We start from the raw sequence: 18,257 nt of genomic DNA, 5'->3' as shown, positions 1-18,257 counted from the left end.
CCGTTCCGACTACAGGGCTTGCGGGGAAAGGCCCCGTCGGCAGCGGCCGACGGGGTTTCCCGGGTTACAGGATGAACGCGGCTATCAGTGGCCCCAGACCTTGATGGTGGTGCCGGACATGTTCATGTTGTTGACGGCCAGGGAACCGATGCTGGCGGCGCTCGCGTCGCCGACGCGGATGGCGCCGACGGCGAGCTGGCCGGTGATGGCCGGCAGGCTGATCTGCAGCTTGTCGTTGCCGCCAGCGCCACCGTCGATGACGTCGATCTTCAGCGGGTCGCTGTCGAGGATGTCGAAGCCGGTGAAGGAAATGGTTTCCAGGCGCAGGGTGCCGGAGGTGGTGGTGCCGCCGGTGGTTTCGGAGTCGGTGTAGACCACGCTGCCAATGCTGCCGTTGAAGCTGCCGGAGATGCTGATGCCGTCCTGGCCGGTCACACCGGACAGCGCGGAATCGTCCATGGCCCGGAGGTCGGCCTGGGCCATGAAGGGAGCAGCGAGTACAGCAGCAGCCAGAGCCAGTTGTTTGAAGCTTTTCATATTTTTCTTATCTCCAAAGTTCACAGGTGGGTTGCCCCAGGGCCTGCCGCCGACTCCTGTCAGCGGCAGTCGGACCGGCTGACGCCGATCTCCAGGCCGGACACTGCTTCCCTAGGCGCATCCGGCGAGGATTCGTGAAGCACCGAGCTTCTCGACCTGGGAACAAAGCTACTGACCCCCTCCCCGCCTGCCAGCCCATCCAAGGGATGGAGGCCAGCGGGGTCACCCCACCTCAGGCCTCACTCAGGAGACCCAGGCTCTTTCCTTTCAGTACCGCCTGGGTGCGGCTGCGCACGCCGAGCTTGGCGAACAGGTTGTGCAGGTGCCACTTGATGGTGGCTTCCGACAGGTGCACCGCCTGGGCGATATCGCGGTTGGAAAGACCGGCCGCGACATAGCGCAGGATCTCTCGCTCACGATGGCTAACATCTTGATTTTCATCGAAAGTATCCGGATCAACGGCAAGCCGGCGGCATTGTTCGCGCAGGCTTTCGGCCACCCCCTGCCAGGCGCTGGCGCGCTTCGGCTCGGCGGCGCGCCAGGCGTCCCAGAACGGCAGCAGCCAGAGTGCGTCGTCCTCGAATAGCCGGCGGTAACCACGGTTCCAGGCTTCTTCCAGGGTGTTCTGGAACAGGGCGAAGGCTTTTTCGCTGTTACCTCTGCGCCAATACGCCACAGAAAGTAACAGCGACAGGCGTAGCCGCCGGTCGCGTTGATGCTCGTCCTGCTGTCGCGCCAGGCAGTTTTCCAGACTGGCCTGAGCCCGCTCCGGGCGCCGCTCGCTGAGGGCCAGGCGGGCTTCGGTCAGGGCCAGGGCGGTATGGGCATCGGCGTAGCGCGCCAGCGGCAGCACGGCCAGGTGCTGTTGCAGTTGCAGGCAGATGCGTTCGGCCTCATTGGGCCGCCGCAGCCAGAGCAGGAACTGCACCTTGCAGGCCATGCCGTGGGCGAACACCCGTTCGTAGCCGGCACCCTGCAAGCCAGCCAACCATTCGTCGAGCTGGGCCAGGGCCTGCTCCGGTTCGCCGGCGAAGAAGCGCGCCCGCGCCATCACCAACTGGCCGCGGCTGATCAGCTCAACGGGGGTCGCCACGTCGCGCCAGGTGGTGGCCAGGGGCAGCTCGGCGAGAATCGCCGCGTGGCGATCCTGTTCGTACAACAGGTCGGCATAGGCCAGGGCCAGCGGCCCGCCCACCCGACTGCGCCGGCCGAACACCCGCTCCACCCGCGCCCGCGCGGTTTCGGCGATGGCGCGGCCGCGCTCCAGCTCGCCGCTTTCCTTGCAGATCAGGGCCTCGATCAGGCTGGTCATCACGTGCAGGTATTCGCTGTCCACCAGCCTGAGGTTGTCGCGGGCGACGGCTATGGCCTTGGCCGCTTCGCCGAATTCGCCCATCAGCGCGTACGCCGCGGCCTGCACGCAGGCCAGGCTGGCGCGGAACACCGGCTGGTTGTCCGGCACCATGCCGAGCCACTGGCGGGCAACCTTGAGGCAGGCCTCCAGCTTGTCCTGGTAGAGCATCACCAGTGCCTTGAGCACCTGGGACGCGGCCAGCAGCTCGCCGAGGCCGAAGTGGATCACCTTGCCGCGTCCCTGCAAAAGGCGCGTGTTGACTTCCTCGATCAGCGCCTCGGACTCGGCGAAACGCTGCTCGAAGGCCAGCTGCCAGGCATAGAAGATTTGGAACACCGGATGCTCGCGGATGACCTCGGCCGGTACCGCCTTGAGCATGGAGAGGATGCCGTAGACCCGGTTGCCAGCGATCAGCCGCGCGCCCTGGCGCTCCAGCAGTTCGGCGGCGAAGGCGAAGTCGCGGCCGCGCAGGGCGTACTTGATGGCGCGGTCCGGCAGGTCGTGGCTTTCGCACCAGCGCGCGGCGGCATGCAGCAGCGGCGTCGCGTCGGTCTTGCGCAGCAGTCGGCCCTGGAGGAATTCGGCGAACAGGTGATGGTAACGGAACCACTCGCCCTGCTCGTCCAGGGGAATCACGAAGAGCTGCTCGCGCTGCAGGCGCATCAGCATGTCGAGGCCATCGCGGCGGCCGGTCAGGGCATTGCACAGGTCTGCGCAGAACTCGTCCAGCACCGAGGTCTGGTCGAGGAACTGCTGCAGCGATTGCGGCAAGCTGTCGAGCACGTCCTCGGTCAGGTAGTCGGCGATGTCGCGCTCGGTGCCGCTGAGGCTGGCGAGGAACGCCGTGCGGTCGGGATGCCGGGCCAGGGCCAGGCTGGCCAGGTGCAGCGCGGTGATCCAGCCCTCGGTGCGGGTGTGCAGCAGCCGGATCTCGTCAGCGGACAGCGGCAACTGGCGGACCTCGCGGAAGTAGGCCCCGGCTTCGTCCAGGGTCAGGCGCAGGTCCTCGGCCTTGAACAGCAGGGACTCGGACTCGCTGAACAGCAGGCGCGGGGTGTAGCGCGTGCTGCTGACCAGGTGCACCCGCGGCGGCAGGTTCTCGATCAGGTAGCGCGCGCCCTGGTCCAGGGCGACATGGCGGATGCGGTGGAAGTCGTCGAGCATCAGGTACAGCTCGCCGTCGATGCGCTTGAGGTCGCTGACGAAGGCATCGATCACCGCTTCGATGGGCCAGTTCACATCGCCCTGCAACAGGCCCACGGTGTTGCCGCCGAACCCCGGCAGCGCCGCATCCACCGCCGCCACCAGGTATTGCAGCAGGCGCTGCGGCTCGCTGTCGGCCTCGTCGCAGGACAGCCAGGCGACATGCGCACCCTTGGCCTGCAGGAGCTGGCGGAACAGGCTGAGCACGGTGCTCTTGCCGAAGCCGGCCGGGGCGCTGAGGATCAGCACGCGACGGTCACGGGCGGCGAGCAGGCGCTCGATCAGGGCGCGGCGCGGCAGCAGCGGGCGGCCCCCTGCATCGGCCGGGAACAGTTTGGTGCGCAGCAAGGGAATCTGCTGCGGACGGGACAGGCAGAGATCGGTCATGGTTCGAGCAGCCCCAGCTCGCGGGCACGTCGGATCGCCTGGGTCCGGTTACGTACCTTGAGCTTTTCGTAGATGTTGTGCAGGTGCCACTTCACGGTCCCCAGCGCCAGGGCGAGCTGCTGACCTATCTCTTCGTTGGACAGCCCCTTGGCGGCGAGGCAGACCACCTCGCGCTCGCGGTCGGTGAGGCCCTCCTCGAGCACATCCTGGGACTTGCGCGCGTCCGGCCCCGGCCAGGCCGCCAGCAGGTCGCGGATGAAACCCTGCAATGCCGGCTGCCGCTCGGCCGCCTCCAGCTGCTGGAGCAACTGGCGAATGGCGTCGCCCTCTTCGATGAAGAGGCTGCGCACCCCTTCGCGCTCGGCGCTGAGCAGGCACTGCACCAGCAGGCTCTGGGCCCGCTCCTGATAGCCCAGGCGCTGGTAGCTGAGGGCCGCCAGCAGGTCGAGGCGCAGGCGCAGCAGGCCGTGCCAGTTGGGTTGCAACTTGCCACGCAACTGGGTGATCTCGTGCAGCGCTTCGCTGAAATGGCCGCGGGCCTGCTGCAGGCGCACGCGGATCAGCCCCTGCACCCAGAGCGCCGAGTTGGCGCCGTCCTGGCCGCCACCTCCGGCCAGCTTGTTCCAGTCCACGCCCTTGAAACGCTGCTCGGCGCGCTTGATGCGGTCGGCCCCCGGCTCCTGGAGGATCAGCGATATCTCGTCGGCCACCGCCCGCGCGTAGAAGCGCCAGGACTGGTTGCGCGCGGCGAGATTCTGCATCAGCACCAGGGTAGCCTGGGCTTCCTTGGGCTTGCCGTGCATGCGCTGGATGCGCGCGAGGAAGAGCATGCCCTGGGCGTAGATGTCGATGGGACGGATGACGTCGATATGGGTCAGCGCGGCGGCCAGGCGCTCTTCCAGGCCGGCCAGGCGGCCCTGCTGGTAGGCGATCAGGGATTCGACTATCACCGGCAGCGCCATGGCCCGGGACTTCTCGCCGAGTGCTGGCATGACCTGGGCGCGCATCTGCTCATCGAGCTTCTGGGCCTGCTTGACCAGCCCCTGCTCCAGCGCCAGGAGGATTTCCACGTTGGCCAGTTGCATGTCCAGGTAGCGGCCTTCGAGGAAGTGGTTGCGCTGCTGGGCCAGGGCCAGCAGGCGTCGCGCTTGCCCCGGCTGGACAAGGGCCACCTGGGCCATGGCGCCGATCACCAGGATGGCCACTTCGAGGAAGGCCTGGTTGCGGCCGAGCTGGGCCTCCACCCGGCGGGCGATGGTCACGCAGAGGTCCAGGTCGTCCTTCTGCAGGGCGATGGCGGCCTTGACCGCCAGGGTAGCCAGGTACTTGTCGCTCAGTTGGGTCTCGGCACGGGCGCCGCCCCAGCGCTCCAGCAGCTCGTCGAGCATCCGGTTGGCTTCCGGCAGCGCCATTTCCGTAGCGCGGTTCCAGACATCGGCCAGTATCAGGGTTGGGTAACGCTCGGCGATCTCGTCCGGCACCTTCTGCCGCCAGCGGTAGATCTTGTTCAACTGGCCGCGGTTGATCAGGTCCAGGCCGCAGCCGTCCACCAGGGCGGCGAGCATCTCCGGGTCTTCGGCGAGGCTCGCGTGCTCGATGGCGAGGTTCTGCATGTGGTGGTTGGTGAACCACAGGCTGGCGTTGAAGTGCAGCTGCTTGAGGCGCTCCGGGTCGCTGGCCTTGAGGCGGCCGCGGAGGAAGTCGGCGAACAGGTGGTGGAAGCGGTACCACTGGCGCTCGCGGTCGAGCGGCAGGAGGAACAGCTGCATCGTTTCCAGCTGCTCCAGCAGGGCCTGGCCGTCGTGGCGGCCGGTCAGGGCGTTGGCCAGGTCGCCGCTGAGCTGGCTGGCGATGCCGAGCGCCAGCAGGGCGTCCTGCAGCTCGGCGGGCAACTGTTCGAAGACGCTGGCCAGCAGGTACTGGCCGACCGTGGCCTGGTCGCTGCCCAGACGCTCCATCTGCTCGGCGGCCTGGGGCTGGTGGCGCAACCAGAGGCTCGCCAGCTGCACCCCGATCGCCCACCCTTCGGTATGGCTGTGCAGCGCCGCCAATACGGCATCATCCAGTTGCAGGCCGGAGCGGGCCAGGTAGTCACGGGTTTCTTCGGCGGAGAGGCGCAGCTCGTCGAGGCCGATCTCCAGCAGCCAGCCCTTGGCCCGCAGGGTGGCCAGGCTGAGCGGCGGCAACGAACGGCTGCCGACCGCCAGGCTGAAGCCGGCCGGGGCCAGGCGCACCAGCCGGCCGAGGGCGGCGTAGAGTTCCGGGTCCTTGATCAGGTGCAGGTCGTCCAGCACCAGCAGGAGCGGGTCGCTGTGCCGGGCAACATCCACCAGCAGGCTTTCCAGCACGGCGTTGACCGGCACCTGCATGGTGTTCTGCAGGTAGCCCCGGGCGTAGTCGCCCAATCCGGGCACGGCTTCGCCGAGGGTCTTGATCAGTTGCTGGTAGAAGCGCGCCGGGTCGTCGTCCTCGGCTTCCAGGGAAAACCAGGCGACAGCGCTGCCGGCGGCGCGCCGCTGTTCGGCCAGGGCCGCCAGGGCCGTGGTCTTGCCGAATCCGGCCGGGGCCGAGAACAGCAGGAGACGGGCATGGGGATGAGCGGCCAGTGCGGCCTGGACCTGGGGCCTGGGCAAGTAATCGGCGGATGCCTGGGGGGTTACGAGTTTGGAGCGCTGATGGCTACCGGCTGCGGGGTTGAGAACTGCGTCCACTGCCTGAATCCCTATGTCGTTATCGTTGTGGAACGGAGGTACATCTCCGTGGGATTTGTCCATAATTATCAGAATGCTTTTCCCCCGTAAACTTCGGAAATGGCTCTAGGATCAACACTGCAGGCAGACTAGAATCCGCGCTTGCATCCTGCCCGCGTCCCCCTATGCCTGACTGCCATCTGCACGCCCTGCCCTACCACGAATCTCCCGGCGAACGCTTCGCCCTGCTCCGCCAGGCGCCCGGCGCCGTATTGCTGGATGCCGGCCGCCCGGTCGCCAGCCGTGGACGCTATGACCTATTCAGCGCCTGGCCATTGGCAGCGTTTGCGGCGGAGCCGGGCGAATCGGCCAACGACTTCGCCCAGCGCCTTCGGGAGGCTCTGGCAGGGCTTGGCGAGGCCGAGTTGCCTGCTGGAGTCGAGCTACCGTTCGTCGGCGGACTCATCGGTTACCTGGCCTATGACTTCGGCCGCCGCGTGGAACACCTGCCCGAGCAGGCCATCGACGACCTGCAATTGCCGGATGCGCAGATCGGCCTCTATGCCTGGGCGCTGGTCAGCGACCATCAGGCGCGCACCAGTCAGCTGGTATTCCACCCGAGCCTGGACGAGGAGGAGCGGCAACGCCTGATCGCCCTGTTCAATGAGTCCGGCAGCGCGCCCGCCGGCCACTTCCGCCTGCGAGCCCCCTTTGCCGCCAACCTGGCGGAAAGCACTTACCGACAGGCGATCGAGCGGGTACAGACCTATATCCAGGCCGGCGACTGCTATCAGGTGAACTTCACCCAGCGCTTCCAGGCCCCTTGCGAGGGCGACCCCTGGGCCGCCTACCAGGCCCTGCGCACTGCCTGCCCGACGCCCTTCGCCGGCTTCCAGGCGCTGGCCGGTGGTGGCGCGATCCTCAGCCTGTCGCCGGAGCGCTTCATCAAGGTCAGCCGGGGGCAGGTGGAAACCCGCCCGATCAAGGGCACCCGGCCACGCGGGCGCACGCCGGAGGAAGACCGCGCCCAGGCCGATGAGCTGCTGGCCAGCCGCAAGGACCGCGCCGAGAACCTGATGATCGTCGACCTCCTGCGCAACGACCTGGGACGCAGCTGCGCCATAGGTTCGGTGCGGGTGCCTGAGCTCTTCGCCCTGGAGAGCTACCCCAACGTGCACCACCTGGTCAGCGCCATCACCGGCCGCCTGGCCGCGGACAAGGACGCCCTGGACCTGATTACCGGCAGCTTCCCCGGCGGCTCCATCACCGGCGCCCCGAAGATCCGCGCCATGCAGATCATTGATGAGCTGGAACCGACCCGTCGTTCGATCTACTGCGGCTCCCTGCTCTACCTGGACGTGCGTGGCGAACTGGACAGCTCCATCGCCATCCGCACCGTGCTGGTGAAGGACGGCCAGGCCAGCTGCTGGGGCGGCGGCGGCATAGTCGCCGACTCCGACTGGCAGGAGGAGTACCGGGAATCCATCACCAAGGTGAAGGTGTTGATGGAGACGCTGGAGGGGTTGGGCGACTGAGCCGGCTACCCACAAGGTCAGGCCAACCTCCGCGACTCGAAATGAAAAAGCCCGCTTTCGCGGGCTTTTTCATGGGCGGTGGCTCAGAGGCTCAACGGGCGGTTGGAGGCCTTGATGAACTCGCGCTTGAGGTCTTCGTAGGTGTGCACCGCCGGGAACTGCGGGAACTCGCGAATCACGTTTTCCGGGGCATGGAAGAGGATGCCGGCGTGGGCTTCGCTGAGCATGGTGGTGTCGTTGTAAGAGTCGCCGGCCGCGATCACACGGTAGTAGAGGCTCTTGAAAGCGATCACCGACTGGCGCTTGGGGTCCTTCTGGCGCAGCTGATAGTCGACTACACGATCGGTCTCGTCGGTGATCAGTCGGTGGCAGAGCAGCGTCGGGAAGCCCAGTTGGCGCATCAGCGGCTGGGAGAACTCGTAGAAGGTGTCGGAGAGGATGACCACCTGGAAGCGCTCACGCAGCCAGTCGACGAACTCGACGGCGCCTTCCAGCGGCTTCAGCGTGGCGATGACTTCCTGGATATCGGAGAGCTTCAGGCCATGTTCGTCGAGGATGCGCAGGCGCTGCTTCATCAGCACGTCGTAGTCCGGGATGTCACGGGTAGTCGCCTTGAGCGCGTCGATTCCGGTTTTTTCCGCGAAGGCAATCCAGATTTCCGGAACCAGTACACCTTCAAGGTCGAGACAGGCGATTTCCACGAGCAGTTTCCCCGCATGGCTTTTTGATTGGAGGCGGCACTCTATCCGCTCGCCCCTGGCGGCGCAACGCGGCTCTTATAGCCGAATATGGCAGGGGTACTTCCTGATGGTTATTTAGGGGCATAACCCGCCTTTGTTAAGATGCGCGTCATAGAGCGCGCCCAGCGCCACTCCCTATAAGGAAGCCTGCCTGATGAGCCACCCCTTCGACGTCACCGAACTGGCGACGGCCTACGCCAACAAGTCCCCCCAGGACATCCTCAAGCTTGCCTTCGAGCATTTCGGCGACGAGCTGTGGATCTCCTTCAGCGGCGCCGAAGATGTGGTGCTGGTGGACATGGCCTGGAAGCTGAACAAGAACGTCAAGGTGTTCAGCCTCGACACCGGCCGCCTGCATCCCGAGACCTATCGTTTCATCGAACAGGTCCGCGAGCACTACGGCATCGCCATCGAGGTGCTGTCGCCGGACCCGCGCCTGCTGGAGCCCCTGGTCAAGGAGAAGGGGCTGTTCAGCTTCTATAAGGACGGCCACGGCGAGTGCTGCGGCATCCGCAAGATCGAGCCGCTCAGGCGCAAGCTGTCCACGGTCAAGGCCTGGGCCACCGGCCAGCGGCGTGACCAGAGCCCGGGTACCCGCTCGCAGGTCGCCGTGCTGGAAGTGGACAGCGCCTTCTCCACACCGGACAAGCCGCTGTACAAGTTCAACCCCCTGGCGCAGATGACCAGCGAGGAAGTCTGGGCCTATATCCGCATGCTGGAGATTCCCTACAACCCGCTGCACGAGCGCGGTTTCGTCAGCATCGGCTGCGAGCCCTGCACCCGCCCGGTGCTGCCGAACCAGCACGAGCGCGAAGGCCGCTGGTGGTGGGAGGAAGCCACCCAGAAGGAGTGTGGGCTGCACGCCGGCAACTTGATCAGCAAGGCCTGAGGCCATGCGCATCACCCTGGTGAAGAAGCTCCTGGCCGACGGCCAGGACTGCCGCAAGTGCCGGGATGTGATGGAGCGCCTGGAGCGCGGCGGCCACCTCGGGCGGATCGACCGCATCCTGGTGGCAGACGAACGCAACCCGGCCAGCGCCGGCTGGATGGTCGCGCAACACTACGGCGTGGAAACCGCGCCCTTCTTCGTAGTGCGCCATGACGATGGCCGGGAGCAGGTCTACACCGTCTTCCTCGCCTTCCTTCGCGACGTGCTGCAGCCTCCCTCACTTACTCCCGCCGCCACCGACGCCGAAGTCGAGCAGCTCAAGGACCTCGCCAATCGCAACGGCCTGGACAGGCTCTAGCTGACGCCTGGGCACGGATATCGGTGGGCTTCGTCAACGCCGGTACGCCCCGTAGGTTGTGGCTGAGCTACGCGAAGCCCAACGAATGTGCGCAAGACCGCGCAACGCGATTCCATCAGCCCGGAGCTATGGGTATCGCTCCGCTCGCGGAGCGCCGCCCGCCCTACCCTACGAACGACCCCAATGAAAAAGCCCGGCAATCGCCGGGCTTTCCTTTGCAAACCGCACTCAGTAGGTGGGCAGTTCCACACCATGAAAGAGCTCGTCCAGTTCCGCCTTGTTGTGGCACTGCACGGCCTTGGCCTGGACGTCGCGAGTCAGGTGCGGGGCGAATTTCTCGATGAAGTCGCACATGAAACCGCGGAGGAAGGTGCCGCGGCGGAAACCAATCTTGGTCACGCTGGCCTCGAACAGCTCGCTGGCATCCAGCACCACGAGGTCGCTGTCGAGCTTGGCGTCGACGGCCATCTTGGCCACGATGCCCACACCCAGCCCCAGGCGCACATAGGTCTTGATCACGTCGGCGTCGGCGGCGGTGAACACCACTTTCGGCGTCAGACCGCGATGGCTGAAGGCTTCGTCCAGCTTCGAGCGGCCGGTGAAGCCGAAGACATAGGTCACAATCGGGTGTTCGGCCAGGGCTTCGAGGGTCAGCTTCGGCAGCTTGGCCAGGGGGTGCCCCTGGGGCACGATGACGCAACGGTTCCAGCGGTAGCAGGGCATCATCACCAGGTCGCCGAACAGCTCCAGCGCCTCGGTGGCGATGGCGAAATCGACGGTGCCGTCGGCGGCCATCTCGGCGATCTGCATCGGCGTGCCCTGGTGCATGTGCAGGGAGACGTCCGGGTACTGCTTGATGAAGCCGCCAATCACCGGCGGCAGCGCGTAGCGCGCCTGGGTGTGGGTGGTGGCGATGGAGAGGGTGCCCTTCTTCTCGTTGGAAAACTCCTGGGCGATCTGCTTGATGCTCTCGACCTTGCGCAGGATTTCCCCGGCCGTGGTGATGATGCGTTCCCCGGCCGGCGTCACGCGAGTGAGGTGCTTGCCGCTGCGGGCGAATACCTCGACGCCGAGCTCGTCTTCCAGCAGGCGGATCTGCTTGCTGATGCCCGGCTGCGAGGTGTAGAGACTTTGTGCAGTGGCGGACACGTTCAGGTCGTGGTGCGCAACTTCCCAGATGTAGCGCAATTGCTGGAGCTTCATAGGCAATCCTCAAAGCAATGACGCCGCAAGAGGTTGACGGCGTTTATAACCATATTAATGGTTTGCTGAATAAAACTAGACGTTTTTTTCTGATTTGCACGCGGCACGACCAGCGGCGATCAGAAGTCGCCGCGTCCGCGATGCTGGAGCATGGGGACCAGGTACACCGGCACTTCGGACAACTGCACCAGCCGCGCCGCCGTCCGGCCGAGCGGCGTGTCCAGCGAAGTGCCATGGCTGTGGCTCCCCACCACGAGCAGGTCCACCGAAAGTTTCTGCACTTCTTCCAGGATGACCAGCGGTGGATCTCCCTGGACCACGCGCACGGCGCGGATCATGTCGAGGTCATGGACGGCTTCGCCCATTTCGTCGCGAAAGCCTTCCAGCACCCGCTGTTCGATGCTCGACATGACGGTGCCAAGACCTTTGGCACGCAACTCCTTCAGCGTGTCGTCGTCGAGGTAGGTCTGCAGCACCGACTCGGCGAACAGGCCGAGGGGCTCGACCGCGTGCACCACGTAAAGCTGGGCGTTGAAGGCCCGGGCGAGGGAAAGGGCGTGTTGCAGTACATAGGGAGCATAGAGACCGAGGTCCGTGGCATACAGAATGGAGCGGATCATGAGGCCTCCTACCGCCATGCTTGGCTGGCCTCAAATGAGCTTAGTCAGAACTGTGGCTCGTTGCTCACACCATGGGGAACGTGCCCGGTGGCCACCACGTCGCGGGCTTTTTCGCAGTGCCCAGCCTGGTCGTCGAAGAACACGTCGGCGCCGAAGGTCTCGAGAATGGCGGCCTTTTCCAGCCCGCCGAGGAAGAAGGACTCGTCCAGGCGGATATCCCAGTCGCGCAGAGTGCGGATGACCCGTTCGTGGGCCGGCGCGGAACGTGCGGTGACCAGCGCCGTACGGATCGGGCAGGCATCCGGTGGGAACTCCTGCTGCAGCCTGTTGAGAGCCGACAGGAATGGCTTGAAGGGGCCGCCGTCCAGCGGTTCACGAGCAGAATCGCGCTCGTGGGCCTGGAAGGCTTCGAGGCCGCCGCTCTGGTAGATGCGCTCCGAGTGGTCGGAGAAGAGCACGGCGTCGCCGTCGAAGGCGATGCGCAGCTCGTTGCTCGCCGCCCGGCGCGGCCCGCCGGAGAGGATGGTGGCGGCCGCATAGCCACTCTGCAGCGCCCGGCGTACATCCTCGGCATGGGTGGAGAGAAAAAGGTGGCAACCGAAGGCGCGCAGGTACGGCTCAGGACTGCGCCCGCCAACGAAGGCCGCGCGGGAGATGCCCAAGCCGTAGTGCTGGATGGAGTTGAAGGCGCGCAGGCCGGTGTCGGCGCTGTTGCGCGAGACCAGGATGACTTCCACCCGCGGCTGGTCCAGCGCCTCGTTCAGGCGCAGCAGCTTTTCCACCAGGGGATAGGCATCGCCGGGGGCCAGCACCTCGTCCTCGTGGTCGATCTGGTACTGGCGGTAGGCCTCGATGCCTTCCGCTTCGTAGACACGGTGGCTTTCGTCCAGATCGAACAGCGCCCGCGACGAAATCGCCAGTACCAGCTTGTCACCCAGTCCTGCGCCCATTTAGTCCCGCCTCAGCCTTGGTTGCGTGCATCGATGAAGCGTAGCGCCTGGTAGAGCGCGCGGATGCGCGGCATCTCGAAGCCAGCCACAGCAGCCGCAGCGAGTGGCGCTTCGTAGATCGCCCCGAGTTCCAGCGGACGCTTCTGCACGAAGTCGTGGTACATGCTCGGCAGGTAGTCGGGCATGCGGTCGGTGGAACTCAGCAGCTTCGCGGCGAAGTTTTCCGGAATGCGGTGGCCGCAGGCGGTGGCGGCGTCCACCACTTCCTGCATGATCGCCTGGATCAGCTCGCGGCTATCCGGATTGCCCATCAGCGCAGTAGTGCCGGCATTCAGCAGCACCGACAAGCCGTTGTAGGGCACGTTCCAGACCAGCTTCTGCCAGCGCGCCTGCTCCAGGTTGGCCATGGCTGCCGAGTCGATACCGGCAGCCTTGAACAGGGCCGAGCCCTCCTCCGCAAGCGCCTGGCGCTCCGCGTCGTCGCGGGCCGGCCCGGAGTGGTAACCGAGGTTCACTGCGCCCAGGGACTGGTGCTCGATCACCCCGGGCGCCGATCGGTGCACGCAGATGTAGCAGAGGCCGCCGAGCAGGTGCAGGGAGTCGGGCAGCAGCGGACGCAGTTCATCCTCCACGGCAAGGCCGTTCTGCAGCAGCACCACCTTGGCGCCCGGCGCCGCGGCCTGGGCGATGACCGGCGCCAAGGCGGCGTTGCTGGTGGTCTTGGCGCCCACCAGCAGCCAGTCGCAGGGCGGCATCTCGGCGGCATCTCGGTAGGCCTGCACCGGGAACAGTGCCTGGACGCCATGGACCATACTGTTCAGCTGCAGGCCACGGCCGGCCACGGCGTCGAACTCGCTGCGCAGCAGGAAATGCACATCGAAGCCGGCACGGGCCAGCATCACGCCATAAAAGCCGCCGATGGCGCCGGTGCCGATGATGCCGATGCGCGGTTTGCTTGAACTCATCTAGGGAAGCTCCTCTGCTGGCCGGGCCAGTGCCCGGTCCAGGGCTTGAATCAGATCGTCGCGCCGCAGGCTGGAATGCAGCGCGCCATGGAAACGGCCATTGCGGACCACGAATAACGCAGGCAGGTGAAATACCTCATAACGCTGGACCAGCCCACCATTATTGCCGGCATCTATCCAGCACAATCGTTCCACTGGCAGCGCGGCGCCCGGCAGGTGCTGGCGGGCCCAGCGGCAACTGGCACAGCCCGTGCTAGTGAATACCACCAGGGAGGTGCCCAGCAGGTCGAGCAGGAGGTGATCGGCGTCGAAGTCGGTCAGCTCCTGCTCGGCCACTATAGTGTCTTGTGCGATGCCGATTTCCTGGCATCGGGAGTTCGCGGTCATGCGTCAGTTCCTGCGTCACCCCACGGAGATGCCCGTGGAGCTGGTTCAGCGCAAGGGCAGGCATATGCCCCTGCAGCGGCTGCACGATATCAGCCTGGGTGGGGTTGCGTGCAACTCCGTGCGGGCCTTTCGCCGCGGCACCGCCATAGAGTTTTGCATTCCCCTGCTGGGCGAGCAGGCGCGCTTCTCCGGGACGGTCGCCTGGTGCCGCAAGGAGGCTGAGGACTATATGATCGGTGTGGCCTTCACCGACGAGGAGAACATGTTCCGCGCACGGATGGTGGAGCAGATCTGCCTGATCGAGCAGTACCGCAAACAGCGCGAGGAGGCCATTGGCCACGCCCTGGCTCCGGAGGCGGTGGCGCAGGAATGGATCGCCCTGCACGCGGCGGACTTCGCCCCCGTCTGAAATCATGCAAATTCCCCGTCCGGCGCGCGCATTCGCCATTGTCGAGGCCGCGTGGAAAGCGTTAAGGTTCCCCACCCCGCCGCGTTATTACTGCTGTGCTCTCCGCCGTACGGGGATCGCTGGCGGCCGGCACCCGTGACCTGACGACCCTGAACGATGAAAAGCACGATGGCTGATTTACAGATCGACGACCTTAACGTTGCCTCCAACGAGACCCTGATCACGCCGGAGCAGTTGAAACTCGAGATTCCCCTGACCGATGACGCCCTGGACACCGTGGCCAACGGTCGCCAGGTGGTGCGCAACATCCTCGATGGCAAGGACCATCGCCTGTTCGTGGTGGTGGGCCCCTGCTCCATCCACGACATCAAGGCCGCTCACGAATACGCCGACCGCCTCAAGGGCTTGGCCGCAGAGCTGTCCGACACCCTCTTCCTGGTCATGCGCGTGTACTTCGAGAAGCCGCGCACCACCGTCGGCTGGAAAGGCCTGATCAACGATCCGTACCTGGATGACTCCTTCAAGATCCAGGACGGACTGCACATCGGCCGCCAGCTGCTGCGCGACCTGGCCGAAAAAGGCCTGCCCACCGCCACCGAAGCGCTGGACCCGATCTCCCCGCAATACCTGCAGGACCTGATCAGCTGGTCGGCCATCGGCGCCCGCACCACCGAATCCCAGACCCACCGCGAAATGGCGTCCGGCCTGTCCTCCGCGGTCGGCTTCAAGAACGGCACAGACGGCAGCCTGACCGTGGCGATCAACGCCCTGCAGTCGGTTTCCAGCCCGCACCGTTTCCTCGGTATCAACCAGGAAGGCGGCGTCTCCATCGTAACCACCAAGGGCAACGCCTATGGCCACGTGGTGCTGCGCGGCGGCAATGGCAAGCCCAACTACGATTCGGTCAGCGTTGCCATTTGCGAGCAGGAACTGACCAAGGCGGGCATCCGCCCGAACATCATGGTCGACTGCAGCCACGCCAACTCCAACAAGGACCCTGCCCTGCAGCCGCTGGTCATGGACAACGTCGCCAACCAGATCCTGGAAGGCAACAACTCCATCGTCGGCCTGATGGTGGAAAGCCACCTGGGCTGGGGCAGCCAGTCGATCCCGAAGGACCTCGACCAGCTGAAGTACGGCGTGTCCGTCACCGATGCCTGCATCGACTGGGACACCACCGAGAAAGCCCTGCGCAGCATGCATGCCAAACTCAAGGACGTCCTGCCCAAGCGCCAGCGCGGCTGAAGCAGACGCAGAAACGAAAACGCCGGGCAATTGCCCGGCGTTTTTCTTTGCGCCCCGGCTCAGCCGTTGCGCTGGACCTGGCGCTGGCGACGCTCTATGTAGCGTTCCACGTAGGAGCAGGATGGAATCACGGTGTAGCCATGATCCTCGGCGTATTCCAGCGCGGTTTCGGTCAGCTTCGCGGCGATTCCGCGACCGCGCAGGACGTTCGGCACGAAGGTGCGATAGATGTCCAACGTCTGTTTACCCAAGTCCATATAGGCCAGGTATGCACGATGACCGTCCACGGTGGTCTCGAACTGATGACCTGCCTGGTCATGGTGGATGGACAATGCCTCGCTCATCACTTCTCCTCAGTGGGCCTTAAAACCTTACCCGTACCTTATCTATCTTTTCCAGCCGAAGGAACATCTCAGCCGTGCCTGAACCGAATTGGACGCTGAGATAGGCCTTCCCGTTCGCCACCTTGTGTAATACACCCTGGTAATAGGCGCCATCGAAGGTGATGAACTGCAGCCGTTTTCCGGCATAGCTCGGCAGGTCGGCAACATTGACGAACTCATACTGCTGCACGGCACGTGCAACTTCCTCATTCTCTTGCGCCGCGGTGATCTTCTCCAGCGCCGCCGGTTCGTTGCGCGCCGCCGGGTCGACCCAGGCGAATTCGACCGGTTGCACCAGCTCCTGGTTCACCAGCACCGCCGGCTTCAGCATGGTCACCACATCCTTGGCGTCGAAGAACTGTAGGCCGTCCCAGGCCATGCCTTCGCTCGGCGTCAGCTCCACCCGCAGTGACTGCGGATCCTTCAGGTAACGGCCGTAGGCATCGAGCATCGGCTGGCCCAGTGCGATCCGCTGGCTGCGCAACACGCTATCGAATCGCTGCATCGCAGTCTGCAGATAGGCATCGGCGGACAGCCCGAGCTTGCCGGCGCAGAACTGCTGGAGCTTGCGCTGATACTGGTTGTCGTTCAGTTCGAAGATCACGCTGGACAGGTGCGGCGGATTGACCCGCAGGTCACCCGGCTTCTCCGACATGTTAGACAAGGACAGGCTGAGGCGCACCTCGCCCATGTCCCGGGTGTCGGAAGTGAGGTTCAGGCTGAGTTTCTGCGCGCCCGGCTGGAACAGGTAAGAGAACTCCGCGTCCGTCTCCAGGGTGCGGTAGCCCATCTCCAGCAACTCGCTGGTGCCAATGTTACGCACCGGCCCGCAAGCCACCTCGCTCATCGCGGTGAAAACACTGCGCTCGGCCGGGGTGTCATATAGCTGCTGCATGAAGGGGCCGTGCACTTCCAGGGCGAGCCCCTTCAGGCTGACCGACATCTGCTCGGGGAACTTGCCCTCGGCCAGACGCTCCTTGAAGCTGAGGAGTTCGCCCAGGCTCTTGAACTTCAGTTCGGCCTGCTGCACCTGCAGGCTATCGCCCATCGCCGGTACGCGAAGTTGCAGCTTCTCGAGACCGACCCGGCCATCGAAGGAAGAAGTTATGCCGCCGTAAGTGATATCCATCACTGGCGACAACTTGCTGATCGCGTCGTCCATGATGGATCTGACCGACCACCAGAGCGACAACTTGATGATCAGGCCTACAGCCAGAACCGACAGCAATCCCCACTTGAGAATCTTCGACATAGTGACGTCCTTGAAGTCTGCGCTTCGCTACGGATATCGGAAGCCGGGCAAGCTTATCAGCGCCGTACTGGCACAACCATGGCAGCCATCTGTGTAGGCGAAGATATTTCTCGGTTCTCTGAAGAAAGTTCCACTTTTATGACGAACTACCGCACCGACACTATCCTTGCCAGCCTGATGCAGTAACGCTTGTCAGAATATGGAGCAGAATCCCGCCACGACGCCGGCACGGGCCTACACTTGCAGTTTCGACTGATCAAAGAACAATCAGCCTGTCTGTTTTTTGACCAGCGACCTCGCTGTTTGCTCGTGAACTAGCCGGCAAGCTGAAAAAAATGTGCTTGCCTTGCACAAGGTCAGTTTACTTACTACAAGTTATGGGTAGTATGTACGCCGGCTAATTTCCCAAGCTCGGGGAATTGCTTTATGGAAATGTCCACCTTAAGGGGAACACGATGAACAACGTTCTGAAATTCTCTGCTCTGGCTCTGGCCGCAGTTCTGGCCACCGGTTGCAGCAGCGTATCCAAAGAAACTGAAGCCCGTCTGACTGCAACTGAAGATGCAGCTGCTCGCGCTCAAGCCCGTGCTGACGAAGCCTACCGCAAGGCTGACGAAGCTCTGGCCGCCGCTCAGAAAGCCCAGCAGACCGCTGACGAGGCTAACGAGCGCGCCCTGCGCATGCTGGAAAAAGCCAGCCGCAAGTAATAGCCTTCCAGGCTATCGAGCCGATCCAGCTTGCTGGGTCGGCTTTTTTATTGCCCGCGATTTCTCTCCGCCCTCTTCCACGAGTTGACCGACTGCGTTAGCTCGATCGGCGCTGCAACTTGCAGGGAGTGCTGAAAGACAGGCAAAAGAAAAGGTTCTTCGCGGATTTTCGGGGAGGCATTGGATTCGTGCTGGATGGGCAAGATTGTCGGATAGCCATTGATTGGCGCCGTGCAGGCGGATGCTGCCCTCTCCCCCGGCCCCCGCCCTGCGCCCCGGCCTGATCGCTTCGCGCTCAGGCGCTCATCGGCACCGGAAGCGGTGCTTCCGAAAGCGTACCTCTTCGCCCCGCAGGCGGGCGAGGGGTGACTAAGCCGGCAAGTCCGGAGCAAACCTGAAGCTCATACAGGTCTGAAACCGAGCAGCGAGGGTGGGGCCGGGAT

At 64.6% G+C, this 18,257-nt stretch carries 17 protein-coding genes; 6 read left to right on the top strand and 11 right to left on the bottom strand.

What is annotated here, in order from left to right; all coding sequences use genetic code 11:
- Positions 1–84: 84 nt before the first annotated feature.
- The 3 genes from E8F11_RS00980 to E8F11_RS00970 form a co-directional block, all read right to left on the bottom strand.
- Positions 85–537, bottom strand: a complete 453-nt coding sequence (locus E8F11_RS00980) for a DUF6160 family protein (RefSeq protein ID WP_280286940.1) — start codon at positions 535–537, stop codon at positions 85–87.
- Positions 538–769: 232 nt separating this feature from the next.
- Positions 770–3,481 (bottom strand): LuxR C-terminal-related transcriptional regulator, encoded by a 2,712-nt coding sequence (locus E8F11_RS00975; RefSeq protein WP_280286939.1) that lies wholly within the window; start codon positions 3,479–3,481, stop codon positions 770–772.
- Positions 3,478–6,192 (bottom strand): LuxR C-terminal-related transcriptional regulator, encoded by a 2,715-nt coding sequence (locus E8F11_RS00970; RefSeq protein WP_280286938.1) that lies wholly within the window; start codon positions 6,190–6,192, stop codon positions 3,478–3,480. The genes E8F11_RS00975 and E8F11_RS00970 overlap by 4 nt, the downstream gene beginning before the upstream one ends.
- Positions 6,193–6,356: 164 nt before the next feature.
- Here E8F11_RS00970 and pabB point away from each other — a divergent pair, with 164 nt between their 5' ends.
- Positions 6,357–7,706, top strand: coding sequence for an aminodeoxychorismate synthase component I (gene pabB / locus E8F11_RS00965; RefSeq protein WP_280286937.1), 1,350 nt, complete (start codon positions 6,357–6,359; stop codon positions 7,704–7,706).
- 83 nt (positions 7,707–7,789) lie between these two features.
- On the opposite strand, the gene thrH is transcribed toward pabB, so the two are convergent.
- Positions 7,790–8,407: a bifunctional phosphoserine phosphatase/homoserine phosphotransferase ThrH gene (gene thrH / locus E8F11_RS00960; RefSeq protein ID WP_280286936.1), complete on the bottom strand. Its 618-nt coding sequence runs from the start codon at positions 8,405–8,407 to the stop codon at positions 7,790–7,792.
- A 193-nt stretch (positions 8,408–8,600) separates the two neighbouring features.
- On the opposite strand from thrH, the gene E8F11_RS00955 reads away from it, so the two are divergent.
- Positions 8,601–9,335, top strand: coding sequence for a phosphoadenylyl-sulfate reductase (locus E8F11_RS00955; protein WP_280286935.1), 735 nt, complete (start codon positions 8,601–8,603; stop codon positions 9,333–9,335).
- Positions 9,336–9,339: 4 nt separating this feature from the next.
- On the top strand, positions 9,340–9,693 hold the full coding sequence (locus E8F11_RS00950) for a hypothetical protein (protein ID WP_280286934.1): 354 nt from the start codon (positions 9,340–9,342) through the stop codon (positions 9,691–9,693).
- Between the two features lie 228 nt (positions 9,694–9,921).
- Here the strand turns inward: E8F11_RS00950 and cysB are convergent, their stop codons facing one another.
- From cysB to E8F11_RS00925, 5 genes are all read right to left on the bottom strand, one after another.
- Entirely contained in the window at positions 9,922–10,896 is a 975-nt protein-coding gene (gene cysB / locus E8F11_RS00945; protein WP_280286933.1) for an HTH-type transcriptional regulator CysB, read from the bottom strand.
- Positions 10,897–11,015: 119 nt separating this feature from the next.
- Positions 11,016–11,516 (bottom strand): universal stress protein, encoded by a 501-nt coding sequence (locus tag E8F11_RS00940; protein WP_280286932.1) that lies wholly within the window; start codon positions 11,514–11,516, stop codon positions 11,016–11,018.
- Positions 11,517–11,560: 44 nt separating this feature from the next.
- Positions 11,561–12,466: a 5'-nucleotidase gene (locus E8F11_RS00935; protein WP_280286931.1), complete on the bottom strand. Its 906-nt coding sequence runs from the start codon at positions 12,464–12,466 to the stop codon at positions 11,561–11,563.
- 11 nt (positions 12,467–12,477) lie between these two features.
- Positions 12,478–13,431, bottom strand: coding sequence for a putative 2-dehydropantoate 2-reductase (locus E8F11_RS00930; RefSeq protein WP_280286930.1), 954 nt, complete (start codon positions 13,429–13,431; stop codon positions 12,478–12,480).
- Positions 13,432–13,818 (bottom strand): thioredoxin family protein, encoded by a 387-nt coding sequence (locus E8F11_RS00925; RefSeq protein ID WP_280286929.1) that lies wholly within the window; start codon positions 13,816–13,818, stop codon positions 13,432–13,434.
- On the opposite strand from E8F11_RS00925, the gene E8F11_RS00920 reads away from it, so the two are divergent.
- Positions 13,817–14,227, top strand: a complete 411-nt coding sequence (locus E8F11_RS00920) for a PilZ domain-containing protein (RefSeq protein WP_280286928.1) — start codon at positions 13,817–13,819, stop codon at positions 14,225–14,227. The genes E8F11_RS00925 and E8F11_RS00920 overlap by 2 nt on opposite strands.
- Positions 14,228–14,395: 168 nt before the next feature.
- Positions 14,396–15,472 carry a 3-deoxy-7-phosphoheptulonate synthase gene (locus tag E8F11_RS00915; protein ID WP_280286927.1) on the top strand — a complete coding sequence of 359 codons (1,077 nt, stop codon included), beginning with the start codon at positions 14,396–14,398 and terminating at the stop codon, positions 15,470–15,472.
- Positions 15,473–15,531: 59 nt separating this feature from the next.
- On the opposite strand, the gene E8F11_RS00910 is transcribed toward E8F11_RS00915, so the two are convergent.
- Positions 15,532–15,816, bottom strand: a complete 285-nt coding sequence (locus E8F11_RS00910; RefSeq protein WP_280286926.1) for a GNAT family N-acetyltransferase — start codon at positions 15,814–15,816, stop codon at positions 15,532–15,534.
- Positions 15,817–15,835: 19 nt separating this feature from the next.
- Positions 15,836–17,107 carry a hypothetical protein gene (locus E8F11_RS00905; RefSeq protein ID WP_280286925.1) on the bottom strand — a complete coding sequence of 424 codons (1,272 nt, stop codon included), beginning with the start codon at positions 17,105–17,107 and terminating at the stop codon, positions 15,836–15,838.
- 455 nt (positions 17,108–17,562) lie between these two features.
- Between E8F11_RS00905 and oprI the strand changes: the two genes are divergently transcribed.
- Complete coding sequence (gene oprI / locus E8F11_RS00900; protein WP_003448337.1) at positions 17,563–17,814, top strand: outer membrane lipoprotei OprI; 252 nt, start codon at positions 17,563–17,565, stop codon at positions 17,812–17,814.
- Positions 17,815–18,257 lie beyond the last annotated feature (443 nt).

The sequence above is a fragment of the Pseudomonas sp. BN417 genome, assembly GCF_029871205.1.
In the GTDB taxonomy this organism is placed as follows: Bacteria; Pseudomonadota; Gammaproteobacteria; order Pseudomonadales; family Pseudomonadaceae; genus Metapseudomonas.
The sequence above is the reverse complement of the archived record's forward strand: the minus strand, read 5'-3'. Positions and strand labels throughout refer to the sequence as shown.